The 17,111-nt window shown below is 65.1% G+C and carries 18 protein-coding genes; 7 read left to right on the top strand and 11 right to left on the bottom strand.

Annotated features, from left to right (window positions below):
- The first annotated feature begins 16 nt into the window (after positions 1 to 16).
- On the top strand, positions 17 to 1,255 hold the full coding sequence (locus tag AB7008_RS32200; RefSeq protein ID WP_248878575.1) for an MFS transporter: 1,239 nt from the start codon (positions 17 to 19) through the stop codon (positions 1,253 to 1,255).
- 193 nt (positions 1,256 to 1,448) lie between these two features.
- Here AB7008_RS32200 and AB7008_RS32195 read toward each other — a convergent pair whose 3' ends face one another.
- The 7 genes from AB7008_RS32195 to AB7008_RS32165 form a co-directional block, all read right to left on the bottom strand.
- Complete coding sequence (locus AB7008_RS32195) at positions 1,449 to 2,207, bottom strand: SDR family oxidoreductase (protein ID WP_014494246.1); 759 nt, start codon at positions 2,205 to 2,207, stop codon at positions 1,449 to 1,451.
- A 26-nt stretch (positions 2,208 to 2,233) separates the two neighbouring features.
- On the bottom strand, positions 2,234 to 2,992 hold the full coding sequence (locus AB7008_RS32190; RefSeq protein ID WP_028154691.1) for a proteasome-type protease: 759 nt from the start codon (positions 2,990 to 2,992) through the stop codon (positions 2,234 to 2,236).
- Between the two features lie 115 nt (positions 2,993 to 3,107).
- Positions 3,108 to 3,515 carry a carboxymuconolactone decarboxylase family protein gene (locus AB7008_RS32185; RefSeq protein ID WP_028154692.1) on the bottom strand — a complete coding sequence of 136 codons (408 nt, stop codon included), beginning with the start codon at positions 3,513 to 3,515 and terminating at the stop codon, positions 3,108 to 3,110.
- 54 nt (positions 3,516 to 3,569) lie between these two features.
- Entirely contained in the window at positions 3,570 to 4,769 is a 1,200-nt protein-coding gene (locus AB7008_RS32180) for a flavin-dependent monooxygenase (protein WP_441260101.1), read from the bottom strand.
- Positions 4,770 to 4,918: 149 nt separating this feature from the next.
- Positions 4,919 to 5,767, bottom strand: a complete 849-nt coding sequence (locus tag AB7008_RS32175) for a transglutaminase family protein (RefSeq protein WP_014494250.1) — start codon at positions 5,765 to 5,767, stop codon at positions 4,919 to 4,921.
- 119 nt (positions 5,768 to 5,886) lie between these two features.
- Entirely contained in the window at positions 5,887 to 6,831 is a 945-nt protein-coding gene (locus tag AB7008_RS32170; protein ID WP_028154695.1) for an alpha-E domain-containing protein, read from the bottom strand.
- Between the two features lie 4 nt (positions 6,832 to 6,835).
- Entirely contained in the window at positions 6,836 to 8,254 is a 1,419-nt protein-coding gene (locus tag AB7008_RS32165; RefSeq protein ID WP_014494252.1) for a circularly permuted type 2 ATP-grasp protein, read from the bottom strand.
- A 222-nt stretch (positions 8,255 to 8,476) separates the two neighbouring features.
- On the opposite strand from AB7008_RS32165, the gene AB7008_RS32160 reads away from it, so the two are divergent.
- The 3 genes from AB7008_RS32160 to AB7008_RS32150 all read left to right on the top strand — a co-directional run bounded on the left by AB7008_RS32160 (position 8,477) and on the right by AB7008_RS32150 (position 10,555).
- The gene (locus tag AB7008_RS32160) at positions 8,477 to 9,214 is read left to right on the top strand and encodes a competence/damage-inducible protein A (RefSeq protein ID WP_441260100.1); all 738 of its coding nucleotides are present in this window, start codon (positions 8,477 to 8,479) and stop codon (positions 9,212 to 9,214) included.
- 38 nt (positions 9,215 to 9,252) lie between these two features.
- Complete coding sequence (gene gpt / locus AB7008_RS32155) at positions 9,253 to 9,780, top strand: xanthine phosphoribosyltransferase (RefSeq protein WP_028150009.1); 528 nt, start codon at positions 9,253 to 9,255, stop codon at positions 9,778 to 9,780.
- 154 nt (positions 9,781 to 9,934) lie between these two features.
- Positions 9,935 to 10,555 carry a hypothetical protein gene (locus AB7008_RS32150; protein WP_441260099.1) on the top strand — a complete coding sequence of 207 codons (621 nt, stop codon included), beginning with the start codon at positions 9,935 to 9,937 and terminating at the stop codon, positions 10,553 to 10,555.
- Positions 10,556 to 10,591: 36 nt separating this feature from the next.
- On the opposite strand, the gene AB7008_RS32145 is transcribed toward AB7008_RS32150, so the two are convergent.
- Both AB7008_RS32145 and AB7008_RS32140 read right to left on the bottom strand, forming a co-directional pair.
- Entirely contained in the window at positions 10,592 to 10,825 is a 234-nt protein-coding gene (locus AB7008_RS32145; protein WP_441260098.1) for a hypothetical protein, read from the bottom strand.
- On the bottom strand, positions 10,822 to 11,844 hold the full coding sequence (locus AB7008_RS32140; protein ID WP_028154698.1) for a methionine synthase: 1,023 nt from the start codon (positions 11,842 to 11,844) through the stop codon (positions 10,822 to 10,824). Before AB7008_RS32140 ends, AB7008_RS32145 begins: the two co-directional genes overlap by 4 nt.
- 110 nt (positions 11,845 to 11,954) lie before the next feature.
- Between AB7008_RS32140 and AB7008_RS32135 the strand changes: the two genes are divergently transcribed.
- From AB7008_RS32135 to AB7008_RS32125, 3 genes are all read left to right on the top strand, one after another.
- Complete coding sequence (locus AB7008_RS32135) at positions 11,955 to 12,656, top strand: glutathione binding-like protein (RefSeq protein ID WP_441260097.1); 702 nt, start codon at positions 11,955 to 11,957, stop codon at positions 12,654 to 12,656.
- 146 nt (positions 12,657 to 12,802) lie between these two features.
- Complete coding sequence (locus AB7008_RS32130; protein WP_038936870.1) at positions 12,803 to 13,411, top strand: 2-hydroxychromene-2-carboxylate isomerase; 609 nt, start codon at positions 12,803 to 12,805, stop codon at positions 13,409 to 13,411.
- Entirely contained in the window at positions 13,411 to 14,388 is a 978-nt protein-coding gene (locus tag AB7008_RS32125) for an NADPH:quinone oxidoreductase family protein (protein ID WP_441260096.1), read from the top strand. The genes AB7008_RS32130 and AB7008_RS32125 overlap by 1 nt, the downstream gene beginning before the upstream one ends.
- A gap of 106 nt (positions 14,389 to 14,494) precedes the next feature.
- On the opposite strand, the gene AB7008_RS32120 is transcribed toward AB7008_RS32125, so the two are convergent.
- Together AB7008_RS32120 and AB7008_RS32115 are read right to left on the bottom strand one after the other, a co-directional pair.
- Positions 14,495 to 15,385, bottom strand: coding sequence for a crotonase/enoyl-CoA hydratase family protein (locus AB7008_RS32120; protein ID WP_038936872.1), 891 nt, complete (start codon positions 15,383 to 15,385; stop codon positions 14,495 to 14,497).
- Between the two features lie 304 nt (positions 15,386 to 15,689).
- Complete coding sequence (locus AB7008_RS32115; protein ID WP_441260095.1) at positions 15,690 to 17,111, bottom strand: amidase; 1,422 nt, start codon at positions 17,109 to 17,111, stop codon at positions 15,690 to 15,692.

The following is a 17,111-nucleotide window of genomic DNA, read 5'->3' as shown; positions in this document are numbered from 1 at the left end:
CGTGACCCAAGAGGCGATGACAGAGCAGCCGATATCCTCGAATCCGCCGGTCACCGCCCGCGCACTTCTCTCCCACCGCGCCTTCCTGTTCTTCCTGCTCTCGCGCAGCCTGTCGCGCTTCTCCAGCCAGATCGCGGCGGTCGCGATCGGCTGGCAGATCTACGATATCACCGGCTCGGCCTTTGATCTCGGCATGGTCGGCCTCGTACAATTCCTCCCCACCGCGCTCCTGGTGTTCGTCGCCGGCCACGCCGCCGACCGTTTCGAGCGCAAGCGCGTGGTCCAGCTCTGCCAGCTCGTGGAAGCCGCGACCGCGCTCTATCTCGCGATCATCACCTATCTCGGCCTGGTCAGCGAGGTGCAGATCTTCATCGCGACCTTCGTGCTCGGCATTGCCGGCGCCTTCGAGAGCCCGACCACCGCGGCTCTCTTGCCGCTGATCGCGCCGCAGGGATCGCTCCAGCGCGCAACCGCAGTCGCGAGCGGCGCGGGGCAGGTCGCGACCATCACGGGTCCGGCGCTCGGCGGCTTTGCCTACGCGGTCGCGCCGCACCTCGCCTATGCCGTGATGCTGCTGTTCTGGATTCTCGGGATGATTTTGACCGGCTTCATCCGGCCGCGCCCGCAGGCGGTCTCCAAGGAGGGGACGGACGCCGACAACATCTTCGCCGGCGTTCGCTTCATTCGCAGCAATCCGGCGATCCTCGGCACCATCTCGCTCGATCTGTTCGCGGTGCTGTTCGGCGGCGTCACCGCGCTGTTGCCGATCTATGCCCGCGACATCCTCCAGACCGGCCCGATGGGGCTCGGGATCTTGCGCGCCGCGCCCGCGGTCGGCGCGCTGCTGATGACCATGGTGCTGGCGCGTCACGCCATCTCGCGGCATGTCGGTCTGCGCATGTTCCAGGCCGTGATCGTGTTCGGCGTCGCCACGGTCGTGTTCGCGCTGTCGTCCTGGATGTGGCTGTCGGTGTTGTCGCTCGCCATTCTCGGCGCGGCAGACACGATCAGCGTCGTGATCCGCTTCTCGCTGGTGCAGCTCTCAACCCCCGACGAGATGCGCGGCCGCGTCGGCGCGGTGAACTTCCTGTTCATCAACGCCTCCAACCAGCTCGGCCAGTTCGAAAGCGGGGTGGCAGCCGCGCTGCTCGGCGCGATGCCCGCGGCCGTGCTCGGCGGCGTCTGCACCGTCGGGGTGGCACTGCTGTGGATGAAGCTGTTTCCGGCGCTGCGGCAGGTGGAGAGTTTGGAGTAGGGCTCCGCTCTCTCATTCGTCATTGCGAGCGCAGCGAAGCAATCCAGAGTCTTGCCGCATTGACAGTCTGGATTGCTTCGCTGCGCTCGCAATGACGATTGTGGAAGCAGCACAGGGATTTAGCCGGCCTCACCCCGTTGGCAGGGCGAGACCGGAGTCTACTGTGCATGGGGTTGTTTTCGCGTTTTTTAGTTCAGCCCCGTCCGACGAACGGCATCTTGGTCGCCATCACCGTCATGGTCAGCACGTTGGCATCGAGCGGCAGGCCGGCCATGTAGGCGACGGCATCGCCGACCGCCTTGGCGTCCATGCGCGGCTCATGCTTGGTGGTGCCGTCCGGCTGCAGCACGCCGGGGCCGTTGACCATGCGGTCGGTCATGGGCGTCGCGGCATTGCCGATGTCGACCTGGCCGACCGCGATGTCGTACATGCGGCCGTCGAGGTTGGAGGCCTTGGTGAGGCCCGTGATGGCGTGCTTGGTCGAGGTGTAGGCCGCCGAGAACGGCCGCGGCGCGTGCGCCGAGATCGAGCCGTTGTTGATGATGCGGCCGCCGCGCGGGTTCTGGTCCTTCATGATGCGGAAGGCGTGCTGGGTGCACAGGAACGGGCCGGTGAGGTTGGTGTTCACCACCGCCTGCCACTGCTCGAGGCTGAGATCCTCGAAGTTCACCGCCGGCGCGCCCATGCCGGCATTGTTGAACAGCACGTCGAGCCGGCCGTAGGTCGCCTTCACCTTGTCGAACAGCGCGGCAATGGAGTCCGGCTTGGTCATGTCGGCGGTGACGCACAGGCTCTTGCCTGCGGGGCCGAGCTTCGCGGTCTCCTCGAGCATGTCGAGCCGGCGGCCGACCAGCACCACGGTGAAGCCGATGTTCATCAGCGCCAGCGACGCCGCGCGTCCGACACCGGTGCCGGCGCCCGTCACCACTGCGATCTTGTTTGCTTCACTCATCGTTTCCTGCCTTCTCTCTTAAGCTGTCAGGTTTTGGGTTCTTTTTCGTTCTTGTAGGGCGGCCGCGGAATGTTCTGATGCGCCGCGCGCAAGGCCGCCGACCAGCGCGAGCGCAGGTCGTGGAAATAGGGCTCGCCCGCCTCGATGCGGTGGTTGAGATCGGCATCGCAGGCGTCGCTGCGCACCACCAGCACGTCGATTGGCAGACCGACGCCGAGATTGGAGCGCATGGTCGAGTCCATCGAGATCAGGCCGGTCTTCAGCGCCTCGTAGAGCTCGACGTCGTAATGCATGGCGCGGTCGAGCACCGGCTTGCCGTATTTGTGCTCGCCGATCTGCAGGTAGGGCGTGTCCGTGGTGCACTCGATGAAATTGCCGGCGGTGTAGACCATGAACAGGCGCATGCGCGCGCCCTTGATCTGGCCGCCGAACAGGAAGGAGACGTCGAAGGAGACGTCTTCGGATCTCAGCGCCGGTCCTTCGGTCGCGTGCACCGCCCGGATCGCCCGGCCGATGCGCTGGGCGGCCTGGAACATGGTCGGCGCGTTCATCAGCGTCTCGACCTCGCCCGTGGTGGGGTCCTCCAGGCCTTCGGTCAGCGTCGACAGCACCGACTGGCTGATGGCGAGGTTGCCGGCGCTGGCGATCGCCATGATGCGGTCGCCGGGTTTCGAGAAGATGTGGAGCTTGCGGAAAGTCGAGACATTGTCGAGCCCGGCATTGGTGCGGGTGTCGGCGATCATCACCAGACCGTCCCGAACCAGGATTCCGCAACAATAGGTCATTTCCAGTCCCCGAACGCGTTTGCGCGGAATTACTAGCGAATTTCGGGGAGGCATGAAACCCCCGATTCCCCGGGGGGAGGTCGTCATTCGCCGGCGAAACGGCTATCCCTGCGGCTCAGTCAGCGGCATCGACGAGAAACGCCTCGTCGACGGGGACGCCGAGCGCCGTGACCAGCCGGTTGGTCTCCGCGGCCATGCCGACGATGGCGAGCATCTCGCCATATTCGGCCTCGGTCATGCCCTTGGCCCGTGCGCCCGCGGTGTGCGAATGGATGCAGTAGCTGCAACCGTGCGCGATCGAAACAGCGACATAGAGCATTTCCTTGATCTTGGGATCGAGCGCGCCGGGTGCCATCACCTCCTTGATGCTCTCCCAGGTCCGCCGCAGCGTCTTCGGATCATGCGCCAGCGCGCGCCAGAAATTGTTGACGAAGTCCGACTTCCGCACCTTGCGGATATCGTCGAAGACGGCGCGCGCCTCGGCGGAGAGCTCATCGTCCGAAAGCAGCTTTACGGTCGCCATGGGGTACCTCGCGGGGTCAGGTCTGATCCCGCGAGTGTAGCACGGCTCGAGCGCTCAGCCGGCATGTCCGGCCGAACGACGCAACGCCAGCTTGCCGACGTCGACATATTGCCGCTGCTGCGCGTGAGCGTGCTGTGCTGCGACGTGAAGGTCGCGCAGGCGCCGCTGCAGCGGCGAGCTGTCGTAGACCGCGCTGGCGCCGGCCAGCGCAAAGCAGGCATCCGCGATGCCGACGCAGGTCGTGGCGAGCCAGGTCGCGGAGCGGGCCCCCTCGATCACGAGGTCTTCGTCGTTCAGCGTTCCCGCCAGCGCGTGACGCCAGTGCCTGGCGGCCTGGACCTCGTGAAACGCTTGCGCGGCTCCGAGGTCGGCGGAAATCCGGCCGAGATCATACTGGAAGATCTCGGACTCCCGCATCGGCACGGCCGCGTACAATTGCTGCCTTCCGGTAGCGGCCAGCGCGAGCAGGTCGTCGACGGTGCCTTCGGCCATCCCCACCGAGAATGCGCCGTGCACCAATGGCAGCCATTGCCGCAACGCCTGATAGAGCGGCCCCGACTGGCGCGGGGCGGCATCGAGATCGAAGAAATCGGCTTCGGAAACCAGCGTCTCCCGCAGCGTGACGTGATGGCTGCCGGTGCCCTTGAGCCCCGCCGCGTGCCAGGTGTCCTCGATCTCCCAGCTGCGCGCCGGCAGCGCAACGACGCGAAGCAGCGGCTTGCCCTGCGGGCCGGGGACCGGCTTGCCGTTCTCGGTGACAATGCAGAACCCGCCGATCCAGTCGGCATGCGTGCAACCGCTGGCGAATGGCCAGCGGCCCCTGACGCGATAGCCGTCGGCCACGCGCTCTGCTGTTCCACCCGGCTGGGACGAGCCGCAGATCGCTGTATCAGGTCCGTCGTGATAGATGCGCTGGTACAATTCCGGGGGTGACGCGGCGACGAAGAGGCTGCTCGCTCCGGCGACAACCGCGATCCAGCCGACCGAACCGTCGAGACGGGCTAGCGCCTTGATGACCTCCAGTCCGGCCGGAAAATCCAGCTCCAGCCCGCCTTGGCTGCGCGGAACGAACATCCGAAAGAGCCCGATCGACCGCAGCCGTTCCACGAGGTCGGGCGGGACGCGGCGTGTGGCTTCGATCTCGGCCGCGCGCGCCTTGATCTCGGGAGCCAACTCCCGGATCCCCGCAAGCATGTCCTGGTGGGGATCGCGCAGGGGCACGGAATGCTTCTTGTTCTTTTCGTGAAGCCGCATCTGTCTCAACCTCTGTTGCGGAAACGGATCACAACGGAGGTTGAAGAGATGGCGCTACGGGACGGTTTCAGCGCGGCGGTCGTCGATTACAGCTGTAACGCTGCGACGTGATTGCGCCGCGGATGTCTCGTGACGAGATACCGCCGCGGCTAGCTCTGCCGCTGTGACTGCGACTGCGATTGCCCGCCGCGGCCGGCCTGCTCGACCTTCACGGCCACCGTCAGCGTCTCCGCACCGCCGCCATAGCGGGTGCCGCGCACGGGGGCCGCGCCGAGATAGTCGAGCCCGATCGCAACGCGGACATGAGCGTCGGTGGTGCAGATGCAATTGGCAGGATCGAAGCCGACCCAGCCGAGACCGTCGACGTAAGCTTCCGCCCAGGCATGTCCGGCATCCTGGTGCACCGTGCCGTCCGAGCGCAGGAAATGGCCGGAGACGAAGCGCGCCGGCACGCCGCCGCTGCGGGCGCAGGCGATGAAGATGTGCGCGTAGTCCTGGCAGACGCCGCGCTTGAGCGTGAACGCTTCGGCCGCCGAAGTGCCGCTGTTGGTCGGATCCTCATCGAAGGTCATGTGATCGCTGATTTGCGTCATCAGCGTGTGCAGGAAGCCGAGCGTGTCGCTCTCGGCCTCGCTGCGCAACTGCCGCGCGACCGCCGTCATCGCCGGATTGACGGTGGTGAGGTCGGTGGCGCGCAGGAACATGCCGGCCGGAAAACGCTCGTCGGCGCCGCGCAGCACGCCGCCGGTGTCGTGGGTCTCGATCAGGCCCTCGGCGGTGATCTTGATGTCGCCGACGGGTCCGCAGGACAGCACATGGGTGACGTTGCCGAAGGCGTCCTCATGGGTGTCGAGCTTGGTGTCGGTCGAGACGTCGATCTGCCACTCCGCCACATATTGCCCGTCATGGCTGCCGGGCGTCATGCGCAGGATCTGGATCACGCTGGTGGCCGGCGGCTCATAGCGATAGGTCGTGGTGTGCTGGATTCGCAGGCGCATGGTGTTTCTAGATCGGTCATTCCGGGATGGTCCGAAGGACCAGACCCGGAATCTCGAGATTCCGGGTTCGATGCTTTGCATCGCCCCGGAATGACGAAGGGTGAAGGTTTCAGTCTCGACTAGATCAAATACTGCTTCGTGATGATTTCGCCCAGCCTGGAATTGTCCGCGATAAATTCCTGAATGAATTCATGCACGCCATGCTGGAAAATGTCGTTCATATTGCTGTGTTCCAGCCGGTTGCGGATGCCGCGGGCATGGCGCTGGGCGGGGCCCTGGCGGCCATAGGCGACGCCGATCTGGTCGAGGTTGCGCACGAGATTGCCGTAGCAGCTTGCCAGCGAGCGCGGCAGCGTGTCGTTGAGGATGAGCAGGTCCGCAATCAACCACGGCTTCAGCGTCTCGCGATAGACCCAGTGATAGGCCGTCAGCGCCGAGACCGAGCGCAGGATCGAGCTCCACTGATAGAAGTCGAGCGGGCCGCCGACATGCTCCTCCTCGGGCAGCAGCACATGGTACTTCACATCGAGGATACGCGCCGTGTTGTCGGCGCGCTCCAGATGCACGCCCATGCGCGAGAACCAGTAGGCGTCGTTGCGCAGCATGGTCCGGTAGGCCGAGCCGTCGAAACGCAGCGAAGTCTCCTGCACGAAGCGCAGGAATTTTGCGAGATCCTCGCGTGTGGAGGTGCCCTTGCTCCAGACCTCCTGGAGTTCGATCCAGGCCGAGTTGATGGTGTCCCACATCTCGCTGGTGAGCGCGGTGCGCACCGAGCGCGAGTTCAGCCGCGCCGCCTCGATGCAGTTCCTGATTGATGATGGATTGCTTGCCGAGAACGAGAGGTAGTCGACGACGTTGTGCTCGTTGGCGACTTCGTATTGCTGATAGAAGCTCGCGGCGACGCCGGCGGTGAGAAGCGCCGAGTCCCATTCATTGGTCTTGCCGATATAGGCGGCGGGAAGCGCGGTGACGCGCAGCGTCGCATCGATGGTGCGCGCGAGATACTCGGCCCGTTCGACATAGCGGGCGAGCCAGTAGAGGTTTTCGGCGGTACGCGACAGCATCTGACTACTCGTCCAGGATCCAGGTGTCTTTGGTGCCGCCGCCCTGGCTCGAATTCACCACCAGGGAGCCTTCCTTGAGCGCGACCCGTGTCAGCCCGCCGGGCACGATCGTGGTGCTCTTGCTGCCGGTGAGCACGAAAGGCCGCAGGTCGACGTGGCGTGGCGCGAGGCCGCTTGCCGTACAGGTCGGGCAGGTCGAGAGCGCCAGCGTCGGCTGCGCGATAAAACCTTCCGGCTCGCGCTTGAGCTTTTCGCGGAAGGCCTCGATCGTCGCTTTCGTCGCGGCGGGGCCGATCAGCATGCCGTAGCCGCCGGAGCCGTGCACCTCCTTCACGACGAGCTCGCCGAGATTGTCGAGCACGTAAGCAAGGTCCTTCGGCTCGCGGCAGCGCCAGGTCGGCACGTTCTTCAGGATCGGCTCCTCGCCGAGATAGAATTTCACGATGTCCGGCATGTAGGAGTAGATCGCCTTGTCGTCGGCGATGCCGGTGCCGACCGCGTTGGCGAGCGTGATGTTGCCGGCCGCATAGGCCGACATCAGCCCGGGCACGCCGAGCACGGAGTCGGGGCGGAAGGTGAGGGGGTCGATGAAATCGTCGTCGACGCGGCGATAGATCACGTCGATCCGCTTCACTCCCTCGGTCGTCCGCATGAACACTTCGTTGTTCTTGACGATGAGGTCGCGGCCTTCGACCAGTTCGATGCCGAGCTTGTCGGCGAGGAAGGAGTGCTCGTAGTAGGCCGAGTTGTAGACGCCGGGCGTGAGCAGGGCGACCGTCGGCTCGCCGGAGGCGCCTTGCGGCGCCACCGAGCGCAGGGCGGAGAGCAGCTCGTCCGGATAGCGTTCGACCGGCGCCACCCTGTGGCGGGCGAACAGGTCCGGAAACAACCGCATCATGATCTCGCGGTTTTCCAGCATGTAGGACACACCCGACGGGGTGCGGGCATTGTCCTCCAGCACGATGAAGTCCTCGGCATCGACCCGGACGATGTCGATGCCGGCAATGTGCACGTAGACGTCGTGCGGAACCTGCTGGCCGTTCATCTCGGGGCGGAACACCGGGTTCTGGAAGATCAGGTCGTCGGGCACGACCTCGGCGCGCAGGATGTCGCGGCCATGATAGATGTCGCGCAGGAACATGTTGAGCGCGCGCACGCGCTGCTTCAGGCCCTTCTCCAGCAGCGCCCATTCCTTGCCGGACATGATTCGCGGGATCACGTCGAAGGGGATCAGGCGCTCGGTGGATTCGGAGTCGCCATAGACGGCAAAGGTGATGCCGATGCGGCGGAACAGGAGCTCGGCCTCCTGGCGGCGATATTCGAGCGCCTCGGGAGGCGTCTCCTTGAGCCAGCGTGCCAGCTCCTGATAGGCGGGGCGAAGGTCCCCACCGGGAATGTTCATTTCATCAAACGCGACTGCCATAGATCCCGACTTGTCTCCGTGGCCATGCGGCAAGAGTGCATGACTCTGAGGAGGTAGCAAGGGCTGGGCCAGCGCGATAAGCATGGAGTTGTGGCATTTGCCGGGGACAGCCGGGAGGGTGCCTCAAAAAATGGCTGAGGACTGCTTATTTCGGCAGCAAAACCGCGTGACTTCAACGCGTTACCTCGGCAAAGTCGGGCCGACAGGTGAGGGACTTAAGGTATGAGCGACATCGTCACGGCGGGCATTCTGGTCATCGGGGATGAAATCCTGTCCGGCCGCACCAAGGACAAGAATATCGGCTTCATCGCCGAATACCTGACAAATATCGGCATCGACCTGAAGGAAGTCCGGGTCGTCTCCGACGACGAGGACGACATCATCGCCGCCCTGAATGCACTGCGGCAACGCTACACCTATGTCTTCACCACCGGCGGCATCGGGCCGACCCATGACGACATCACCGCCGACAGCGTCGCCAAGGCGTTCGGCGTCGGCATCGACCATCATCCGGAGGTCGTCGCCCGCTTCCGCGAGCGCTGGAGCGAGCAGGACCTCAACGAGGCCCGCCTGCGTATGGCCCGCATCCCCGACGGCGCCGAGCTGATCCAGAGCGCGACCATCCTCGCCCCCGGCTTCAAGATCGGCAATGTCATCGTGATGGCCGGCGTACCCTCGATCATGCAGGCGATGATGGACATCGTCTCGCCCAAGCTGAAATCGGGCGTGCGCATGCTGTCCGAATCGGTTCGCGCCAATGCGCGGGAGGGTGACATCGGCAGCCCGCTGCGCGCGATCGCCAACGCCCATCCCGACACCATCATCGGCAGCTATCCGTTCATGGACGAAGATCAGAAGCCGAACACCAATCTGGTGGTGCGCTCGCGCGACGCGGACAAGCTGGCAGCGGCGATGGCGGCGGTGAAGGAAATGCTGGCGGGATTGAACATCACCCGGTAGCAGAATGGCTGCCGGATGAAGATTGGCAGGAGACAACAATGGCTGGTGAAGCACCGGAGCTGAGCGCGCAGGAGCGGGCCGGCAAGGCCTTTCCCGTGTCGTGGGACCAGTTCCACCGCGACTGCCGGGCGCTGACCTGGCGGCTCAACGAGGTCGGCCCGTTCCACGCCGTCATCGCGATCACCCGCGGCGGGCTGGTGCCGGCCGCGATCGTGGCGCGCGAGCTCGGCGTCCGCATCATTGATACGGTCTGCATCGCCAGCTACGATCACGACAAGCAGGGCGAGCTCCAGGTTCTGAAGGGCATGTCCGAGGCGGCGATGAAGCTCGGCGGCGGCACCGGCAAGGGACTTCTGATCGTCGACGACCTCGTCGACACTGGCAAGACCGGCAGGCTGGTGCGCGACATGCTGCCCGATGCGCATTTCGCGACCGTCTACGCCAAGCCGAAGGGACGCCCGCTGGTCGACACCTTCATCACGGAAGTCTCGCAGGACACCTGGATCTTCTTCCCCTGGGACACCGCGCTGTCCTACCACCCGCCGCTGCGCGACGGCGCGGCGTGATCTTTCTTTACCTCGCCCCGCTTGAGGGGAGAGGTCGCGCCGAGGGCGCGGGTGAGGGGGACTCTCCGCGAGTCTAATTCTCACCGACCTTGCGGAGGCTCCCCCTCATCCCGACCTTCTCCCCGCAAGCGGGGAGAAGGAGAAGAGAGCAGCCATGCCCCTGCAAAACCGTGTCACGCCGACCGGCGACATCATCGCCACGCCGCACCGCGGCCTGTTCACCGGCAATCGCGGCATCATCCACGATCCCGCGACCAGGATGCTGTTCAAGAAGCGGTGGTCGTCGCCGGCCTGGCTCACCTGTGTTTGCGAATTCCGCGGCCGCCGCCGCGAGGTGATGGCGACGCATAGCTGGACCGAGCTGTTCTTCCTCGACGAGGCCACCGCGCTCGCCGCCGGCCATCGCCCCTGCTTCTACTGCCGCCGTGACGATGCCAATCGCTTCCGGGCCGCGTGGGAGAAGGGCAACCGCGTCCGTGATGTCCGCATGCACGATATCGACACGGTGCTGCACCACGAACGGCTCGATCACGGCAAGAAGCGGCTTCACGCGCTGCTGGTGCCGCTCGAGCAGCTTCCAGACGGCGCGATGCTGCAGCAGGGCGAGGAAAGCTTTCTGCTGATGCAGGGCGGGGCGCTGTTGTGGTCGGCGGCGGGTTATGTGCAAGGCGCGCGGGAGCTCGACGATGCGCAGTTGCTGACCCCGCCATCGACGCTGCGCGCGATGAGCGCCGGCTATGAGGTCACACTGCACCCCAGCGCACACCGCGCCTGACCGTCCCCGCAAGGGGGGAACGCAGCGGGCGTGTGGCTATTTCAGCTGCCGCCCTTGCTCATCCACTGTCGTCCGCGCATCGCGCAGCGCCCATTCGCGGATGATCTGGCGACAGCGGGTGAGCTCGGCCTCGGTTGCCGTACCCGTATCCTTCGACGCGTGCTCGACCATGGCCTTGCAATTCAGCAGCACGGAGCGATCCTCCGCGCGCGCAGTTAGCGTGGTCGTCACAAGTGCCGTGACGACGAGTGCCGTTCGGAGCACCATCATCCCAGCTTCTCGCGCGCCAGCGCGGCACCGGCGCCGAGCGCCATCAGCTTGGCTTCGGCGATCTCCCGCCGCATCGGCGCCATGCCGCAATTGGTGGTGGCGATGATGTTGCTCTTGGGCACGAACTTCGACACCGCGTCGATCACCTGCACGACGTCCTCGGCCGTCTCCACCGTATCGCTGGCGACGTCGATCACGCCGGCCTGCACGATCTTGGTCTTGAGCAGCGCGAGCAAATCGAGCGGCACCTTCGAATTGCGGCACTCGATCGCGACCTGCTGGATCGGGCTCGCGTCGATCGCCGGAAAGATCTGCTCGTATTGCCGCCACTGGCTGCCGAGCGTTTCCTTCCAGTCGGTGTTGGCCTTGATGCCGTAGCCGTAGCAGATGTGCACGGCGGTGGCGCAGGTCAGCCCCTGCGCGGCGCGCTCCAGCGCCTTGATGCCCCAGTCGTTGACCTCGTCCATGTAGACGTTGAAGGCGGGCTCGTCGAACTGCACGAGATCGACGCCGTCGGCCTGCAATGCCTTGGCTTCCTCGTTGAGGAGATCGGCGAAGGCAAAGGCCATCTTGACGCGATCACCGTAGTAACGGTCCGCAATCGTGTCGATGATGGTCATCGGGCCGGGCAGGGTGAACTTCAGCTTCTTCTTCGTGTGCGTGCGCGCCACGCGCGCCTCGTCGGCATGAACACGACCCTTGAGCTGAAGCGGCGCGACCACCTGCGGCACCATCGCCTTGTAGCGGTCCTTGCGGATGCCCATCTCGACCTTGTGGGCGAAATCGATGCCGTCGATCTTCTCCAGGAAGCCGTGCACGAAATGCTGGCGGGCCTGCTCGCCCTCCGTGACGATGTCGATGCCGGCATCCTCCTGGACCTTGACGGCAAGCATCGTGGCGTCGCGCTTGGCGCGGAGAAGCTCGTCACCTTGCGACTTCCAGGGTGCCCAGAGCATGTTCGGCTCGGCGAGCCATTCCGGCTTCGGCAAGGAGCCGGCGATCGTGGTTGGAAACAGCATGGCGGCCCTCCCGGCAGGTTGTGTTGCGCCCCTTCCTGCCATGTCTTAACGTCAAGGTACAGAACAACAAAAGTCGCTCTCTATTCCATTGGCGACGACAGGGAAGGGCGATGATCGACCTCTACTATGCGCCGACGCCGAACGGCTGGAACATCTCGATCATGCTGGAGGAACTCGGGCTCCCCTATGACGTAAAGCCCGTCAATATCCGCGCCGGCGAGCAGTTCAGCCCCGAATTTCTGGCGGTCTCCCCCAACAATCGCATTCCCGCGATCGTCGACCACGCGCCCGCCGACGGCGGTGCGCCGTTCTCTGCGTTCGAGACCGGTGCGATCCTGATTTACCTCGCGGAAAAGACCGGCCGCTTCCTGGCCAACGATCTGCGCGGCCGCTCGACGACCATCCAGTGGGTGATGTGGCAGATGGCGGGCCTCGGGCCGATGCTCGGCCAGCACGGCCATTTCGCGCTCTATGCCGCTGAAAAGATCCCTTATGCGATTGAACGTTACCGCGACGAGGCCGCGCGGCTCTATGGCGTGCTCGACCGGCAGTTGGCCAAGACCGGCGCCTATGTCGCCGGCGACTATTCCATCGCGGACATCGCCTGCTTCCCCTGGACCATGACCCACAAGGCGCAGGGCTTTACGCTCGACGACTATCCGAACGTGAAACGCTGGTACGCCGAGGTGCGCGCAAGGCCGCAGGTGCAGGCGGGGCTTGCGATCGGAAAGTTCGTGAAGGAACCGTTCGACGAGGAGTCACGCAAGATCATGTTCGGCCAGCGTGCCAAGGAAGTGCTGGGAAAGAAGTAGGTCGTCATTCCGGGGCGGCGCGAAGCGCCGAGCCCGGAATCCATCGGGCCGCAGTTAACGTGGTGAAATGGATTCCGGGCTCGCGCCCAAGAGGGCGCGCCCCGGAATGACGAGATCAAAACAAGCAAGGCATAAAAGGAAACGCCATGATCGAATTCTTCTTCGACTGTTCCAGCCCCTGGACTTACCTCGCCTTCCACAACATCCAGCCGTTGGCAAAGGAGCTGGGGGCCGAGATCGTCTGGCGGCCGATCCTGGTCGGCGGCATCTTCAACACGGTCAATCCGAGCGTCTACGCGCAGCGCGAGACGCCGGTGCCGCTGAAGGCGCGCTACATGAAGAAGGACCTCGCCGACTGGTCGCGCTCGGCCGGCCTCGCGATCAAGATGCCGCCGACGGTGTTTCCGGTAAACAGCGTGAAGGCCATGCGCGGCTGCATCTGGCTGGGGAAAGACATGGTGCCGTTCGCCACTGCCGTGTTCGAGACCTATTGGGGCGGCGACAAGGACATCTCGCAGGACGCGGTGCTCGCCGAGATCTGCAGGAAGGTCGGTGTCGACGAGCAGAAGTTCTTTGCCGGCATCTCCGAGCAGGCAATCAAGGACCAGCTCAAGGCCAACACGGAAGAGGTCGTGGCACGCGGTGGCTTCGGCTCACCGACGATCTTCGTGGGCAAGACCGACATGTACTTCGGCAACGACCGCCTGCCGCTGATCCGCGAGGCGCTCGAACGCAGCAAGGCGAGTGCGGCCTGATGGCGCGGGCTGTCGTCTGCCGCGAACTCGGCGCGCCCGAGACGTTGCGGCTGGAAGAGTTTCCGTCGCGCGCCGTCAAACCGGGTGAGGTGCGTGTTGCGATCCGCGCCGCCGGATTGAACTTTCCGGACGTGCTGATGGCGGCCGGCGAATATCAACTCAAGCCGGAGCTGCCGTTCACGCCCGGCATGGAGGCCGCCGGCGACGTCACCGAGGTGGGCGCCGAGGCAAGCGGCGTGTCCGTCGGCGACAAGGTCATCGTGAAGATGCGTCATGGCGCCTTCACCGATGAAGCGGTGGTGACGCCGTCGCAGCTCACGCCGATGCCGTCGACGTTCGACTATGCGGAAGCCGCGACCTATCTCGCGGGCCACGGCACCGCCTATCACGCGCTGATCGATCGCGGCCGGGTCATGCCGGGCGAGGTGTTGCTGGTGCATGGCGCCGGCGGCGGCGTGGGCCTTGCCGCGGTCGAGATCGGCAAGATGCTGGGCGCGACCGTGATCGCGACCGCCTCCAGCGACGAGAAGCTCGCGATTGCGAAATCGCGCGGCGCCGATCACCTCGTGCGCTACGATCGCGAGCCGTTTCGCGATGCCGTCAAGCGCATCACCGACGGCCGTGGCGCCGACGTCGTGTTCGATCCCGTCGGCGGCGAGGTGTTCGAGAACTCGATGCGCTGCATCGCCTGGGGCGCGCGGCTGCTGGTGATCGGCTTTACCGGTGGCATCGGCTCGGCGAAGACAAATCTGCTGCTGATCAAGGGCGCCAGCGTGCTCGGCGTGCGTGCGGGTGAGGCGGTACGGAAGAATCCCGCGCTCGGCGAGGTGCGGCTCAAGGCGCTGCTGCAATGGGCGGAAGAAGGCAAGCTGCGCCCCAACGTCTCGCACCGCCTGCCCCTGCAGGATTACGCGAAGGCGATGCGGCTGTTGATCGACCGCAAGGCGATCGGGCGCGTGGCGCTTGTGATGGATTGACGGTGCCGTAGGGTAGGCAAAGGCGCTCTTGCGCCGTGCCCACCATTTATCACTCACCGAAATCAGAGTGGTGGGCACGCTTCGCTTTGCCCACCCTACGAGAGCCTCACTTGTACTCCCGCTCGCTCCACCACGGAAAATAATCCGGCATATCGCTCGACACCTTGTTCTTGAACTGCGCCGGACGCTTCTCCAGGAATGACACTACGCCTTCCTTGACGTCGTCCGAGCGGCCGCGCGCATAGATGCCGCGGCTGTCGACCTTGTGGGCTTCCATGGGATCGTCGGCGCCCATCATGCGCCACATCATCTGGCGTATCAGCGCCACCGACACCGGCGCGGTCTTGGCGGCGAATTCCTTGGCGAGCGCGCGGGCGGTCGGCAGGAGATCATCGGGAGCTACGACCTTGCTGACGAGGCGGCCGGCGAGCGCTTCCTGGGCCGGGAAGACGCGGCCGGAATAGCACCATTCCAGCGCCTGCGAGATGCCGACGATGCGCGGCAGGAACCAGCTCGAGGCGGCCTCCGGCACGATGCCACGCTGGGAGAACACGAAGCCGAAGCGCGCAGCATCCGAGGCGATCCGGATGTCCATCGCGAGTTGCATGGTGACGCCGATGCCGACGGCAGGGCCGTTCACGGCGGCGATGACGGGCTTCAGGCACTTGAAGATGCGCAGCGTCACCTGGCCGCCGCCATCGCGCACCTGCGGATCGCTGTAATCGACCTTGCCGTCTGCGAAGCGCTTCACCGGCCCGCGCCGCGCATCGCGATCGAAGGTATCAGCGCCCGAGGAAAGATCGGCGCCTGCGCAAAAACCGCGGCCGGCGCCGGTGACGATGATGGCGCGGACGTCGTCGTCCTTGTCTGCGGCGTCGAACGCGTCGATCAGCTCGGCCTGCATCTGCGCATTGAAGGCGTTGAGCTTGTCAGGCCGGTTCAGCGTGATGGTGAGGATCTGCTCGGCGACCTCGTATTTGATGGTCTCATACGCCATGGTGGTTTCCTTCCTTTAGTTTTTCGCTGCGCAGAGGGCAGAGGGCTTTGAGTTTTCTTTTACCCTCCCCTGGAGGGGGAGGGTCGATCGCGCGAAGCGCGAGCGGGGTGGGGTGATCTCTCCACACGGGCACTGTTGGACGCGGAGGGACCGTCACCCCACCCCGTCTCACATTTCGCTGCGCTCAATGTGAGCCGACCCTCCCCCTCCAGGGGAGGGTAAGCAAGAGTCTCTACATGCTGCCTGTCTCAAGTCACTCGGGCTTGCGCCTAAAGGGCGCGCTTCCCGGGATGACGAGAGTGTCCTACGTCGCCGGCGGGCTCGGCCAGGGCTTCTGTGCGCTGCGCAGGCCTTCGAAAGCCTTGGCCATGCCGAGCACGCCGATATCGTCGAAGCGGCGGCCGACGATCTGCACGCCGATGGGAAAGCCGTTGGCGTCGAAGCCGCCGTTGATGGAAACCGCTGGGTTTTCCGACATATTCCACGGCACGGTATAGCAGATGTGTTCGAACGGCCTCATGGGATCGTTGGTGGGTGAAGCCCAGTCCGCCGGATAATTCACGTTCGGCGCGGTCGGCGAGATCACATAGTCGAGCTCGCAGAACAGCTTTGACGCAGCCGCGCGGATCGCCATGGTCTGGTTGAAACCGCGGATCACGTCGACGCCCGAGAGCTTTGCGCCGGACGCGCCCCATTTGAAGATGTAGGGCAGCACCTTTGCCTGTTCTGCCGGCGTCAGCTTGGCCAGATCGTCCCACATCCGCGCGCGCCAGAAATTGTCGAGCCCGTCGAGCATCTCGCGCGTCAAAATGCCGTCGACCTCGGTGACGACGCTACCTGCGGATTCGAACGCCTTTGCGGCTTTCACTGCAACATCGCGGACCGGTCTTTCGGCCGGCAGGCCGACGCCGGCATCGAGCATCAGGCCGATGCGCAGTTTGCGCGGGGATTTCTCCAGGCCCTTCCAGTTGAGAGGCTCGGCGGGCAGGCTCATGCCGTCGCGCCGGTCGGGCTTTGCAATCACGCTCATCATCAGCGCGCAATCGTCGACCGTGCGGGTCATGGGACCGGCGACACGTCCGACATAGGTCGGGTCGATCGGCACGCGGCCAAAGCTCGGTTTCAGGCCGACGAGGCCGCACCAGCCCGCAGGCAGGCGGACCGAGCCGCCGATATCGGTGCCGAGATGCAAGGGGCCGTAGCCAGCCGCAGCCGCCGCGCCGGCGCCCGCGCTGGAGCCGCCGGGATTCTTGGAGAGGTCCCAGGGATTGCGCGCCAGCGCGTGGAAGCTGGAGAGTCCCGAGGACAGCATGCCGTAATCGGGCATGGTGGTCTTCGCGAAGATGATCGCACCGGCCTCGCGCAGTCGCGCAGCGGGCGGGGCGTCCTTCTCGGCCGGCACGAGCTTCACGCTCGCAGCGCCGAGCGGCACGGGCACGCCCTTGGTCGCGATGTTGTCCTTTACAGTGACAGGCACGCCGTCGAGCGCGCCAGACGGTTCGCCCCCGCTCCAGCGCGCGGTCGAGGCCTTCGCGGCCTCGCGCGCGCTGTCGGGATCGAACGCGTAGAGCGCCTTGAGATGCGGTTCCCACGCAGCGACGTGCGCAAGCACGTCCTCCAGCACCTCGCTCGGCGAGAACTGCTTGGCCCGATAGCCCGCGATCAGATCGACCGCGGAGAGATCGTGCAGCGAGGTGACGGCCTCTTCGACGCTCTTTTTGTGCAT

This window comes from Bradyrhizobium sp. 521_C7_N1_3 (assembly GCF_052075975.1).
GTDB classification, from domain to species: Bacteria; Pseudomonadota; Alphaproteobacteria; order Rhizobiales; family Xanthobacteraceae; genus Bradyrhizobium; species Bradyrhizobium japonicum.
The sequence above is the reverse complement of the archived record's forward strand: the minus strand, read 5'-3'. Positions and strand labels throughout refer to the sequence as shown.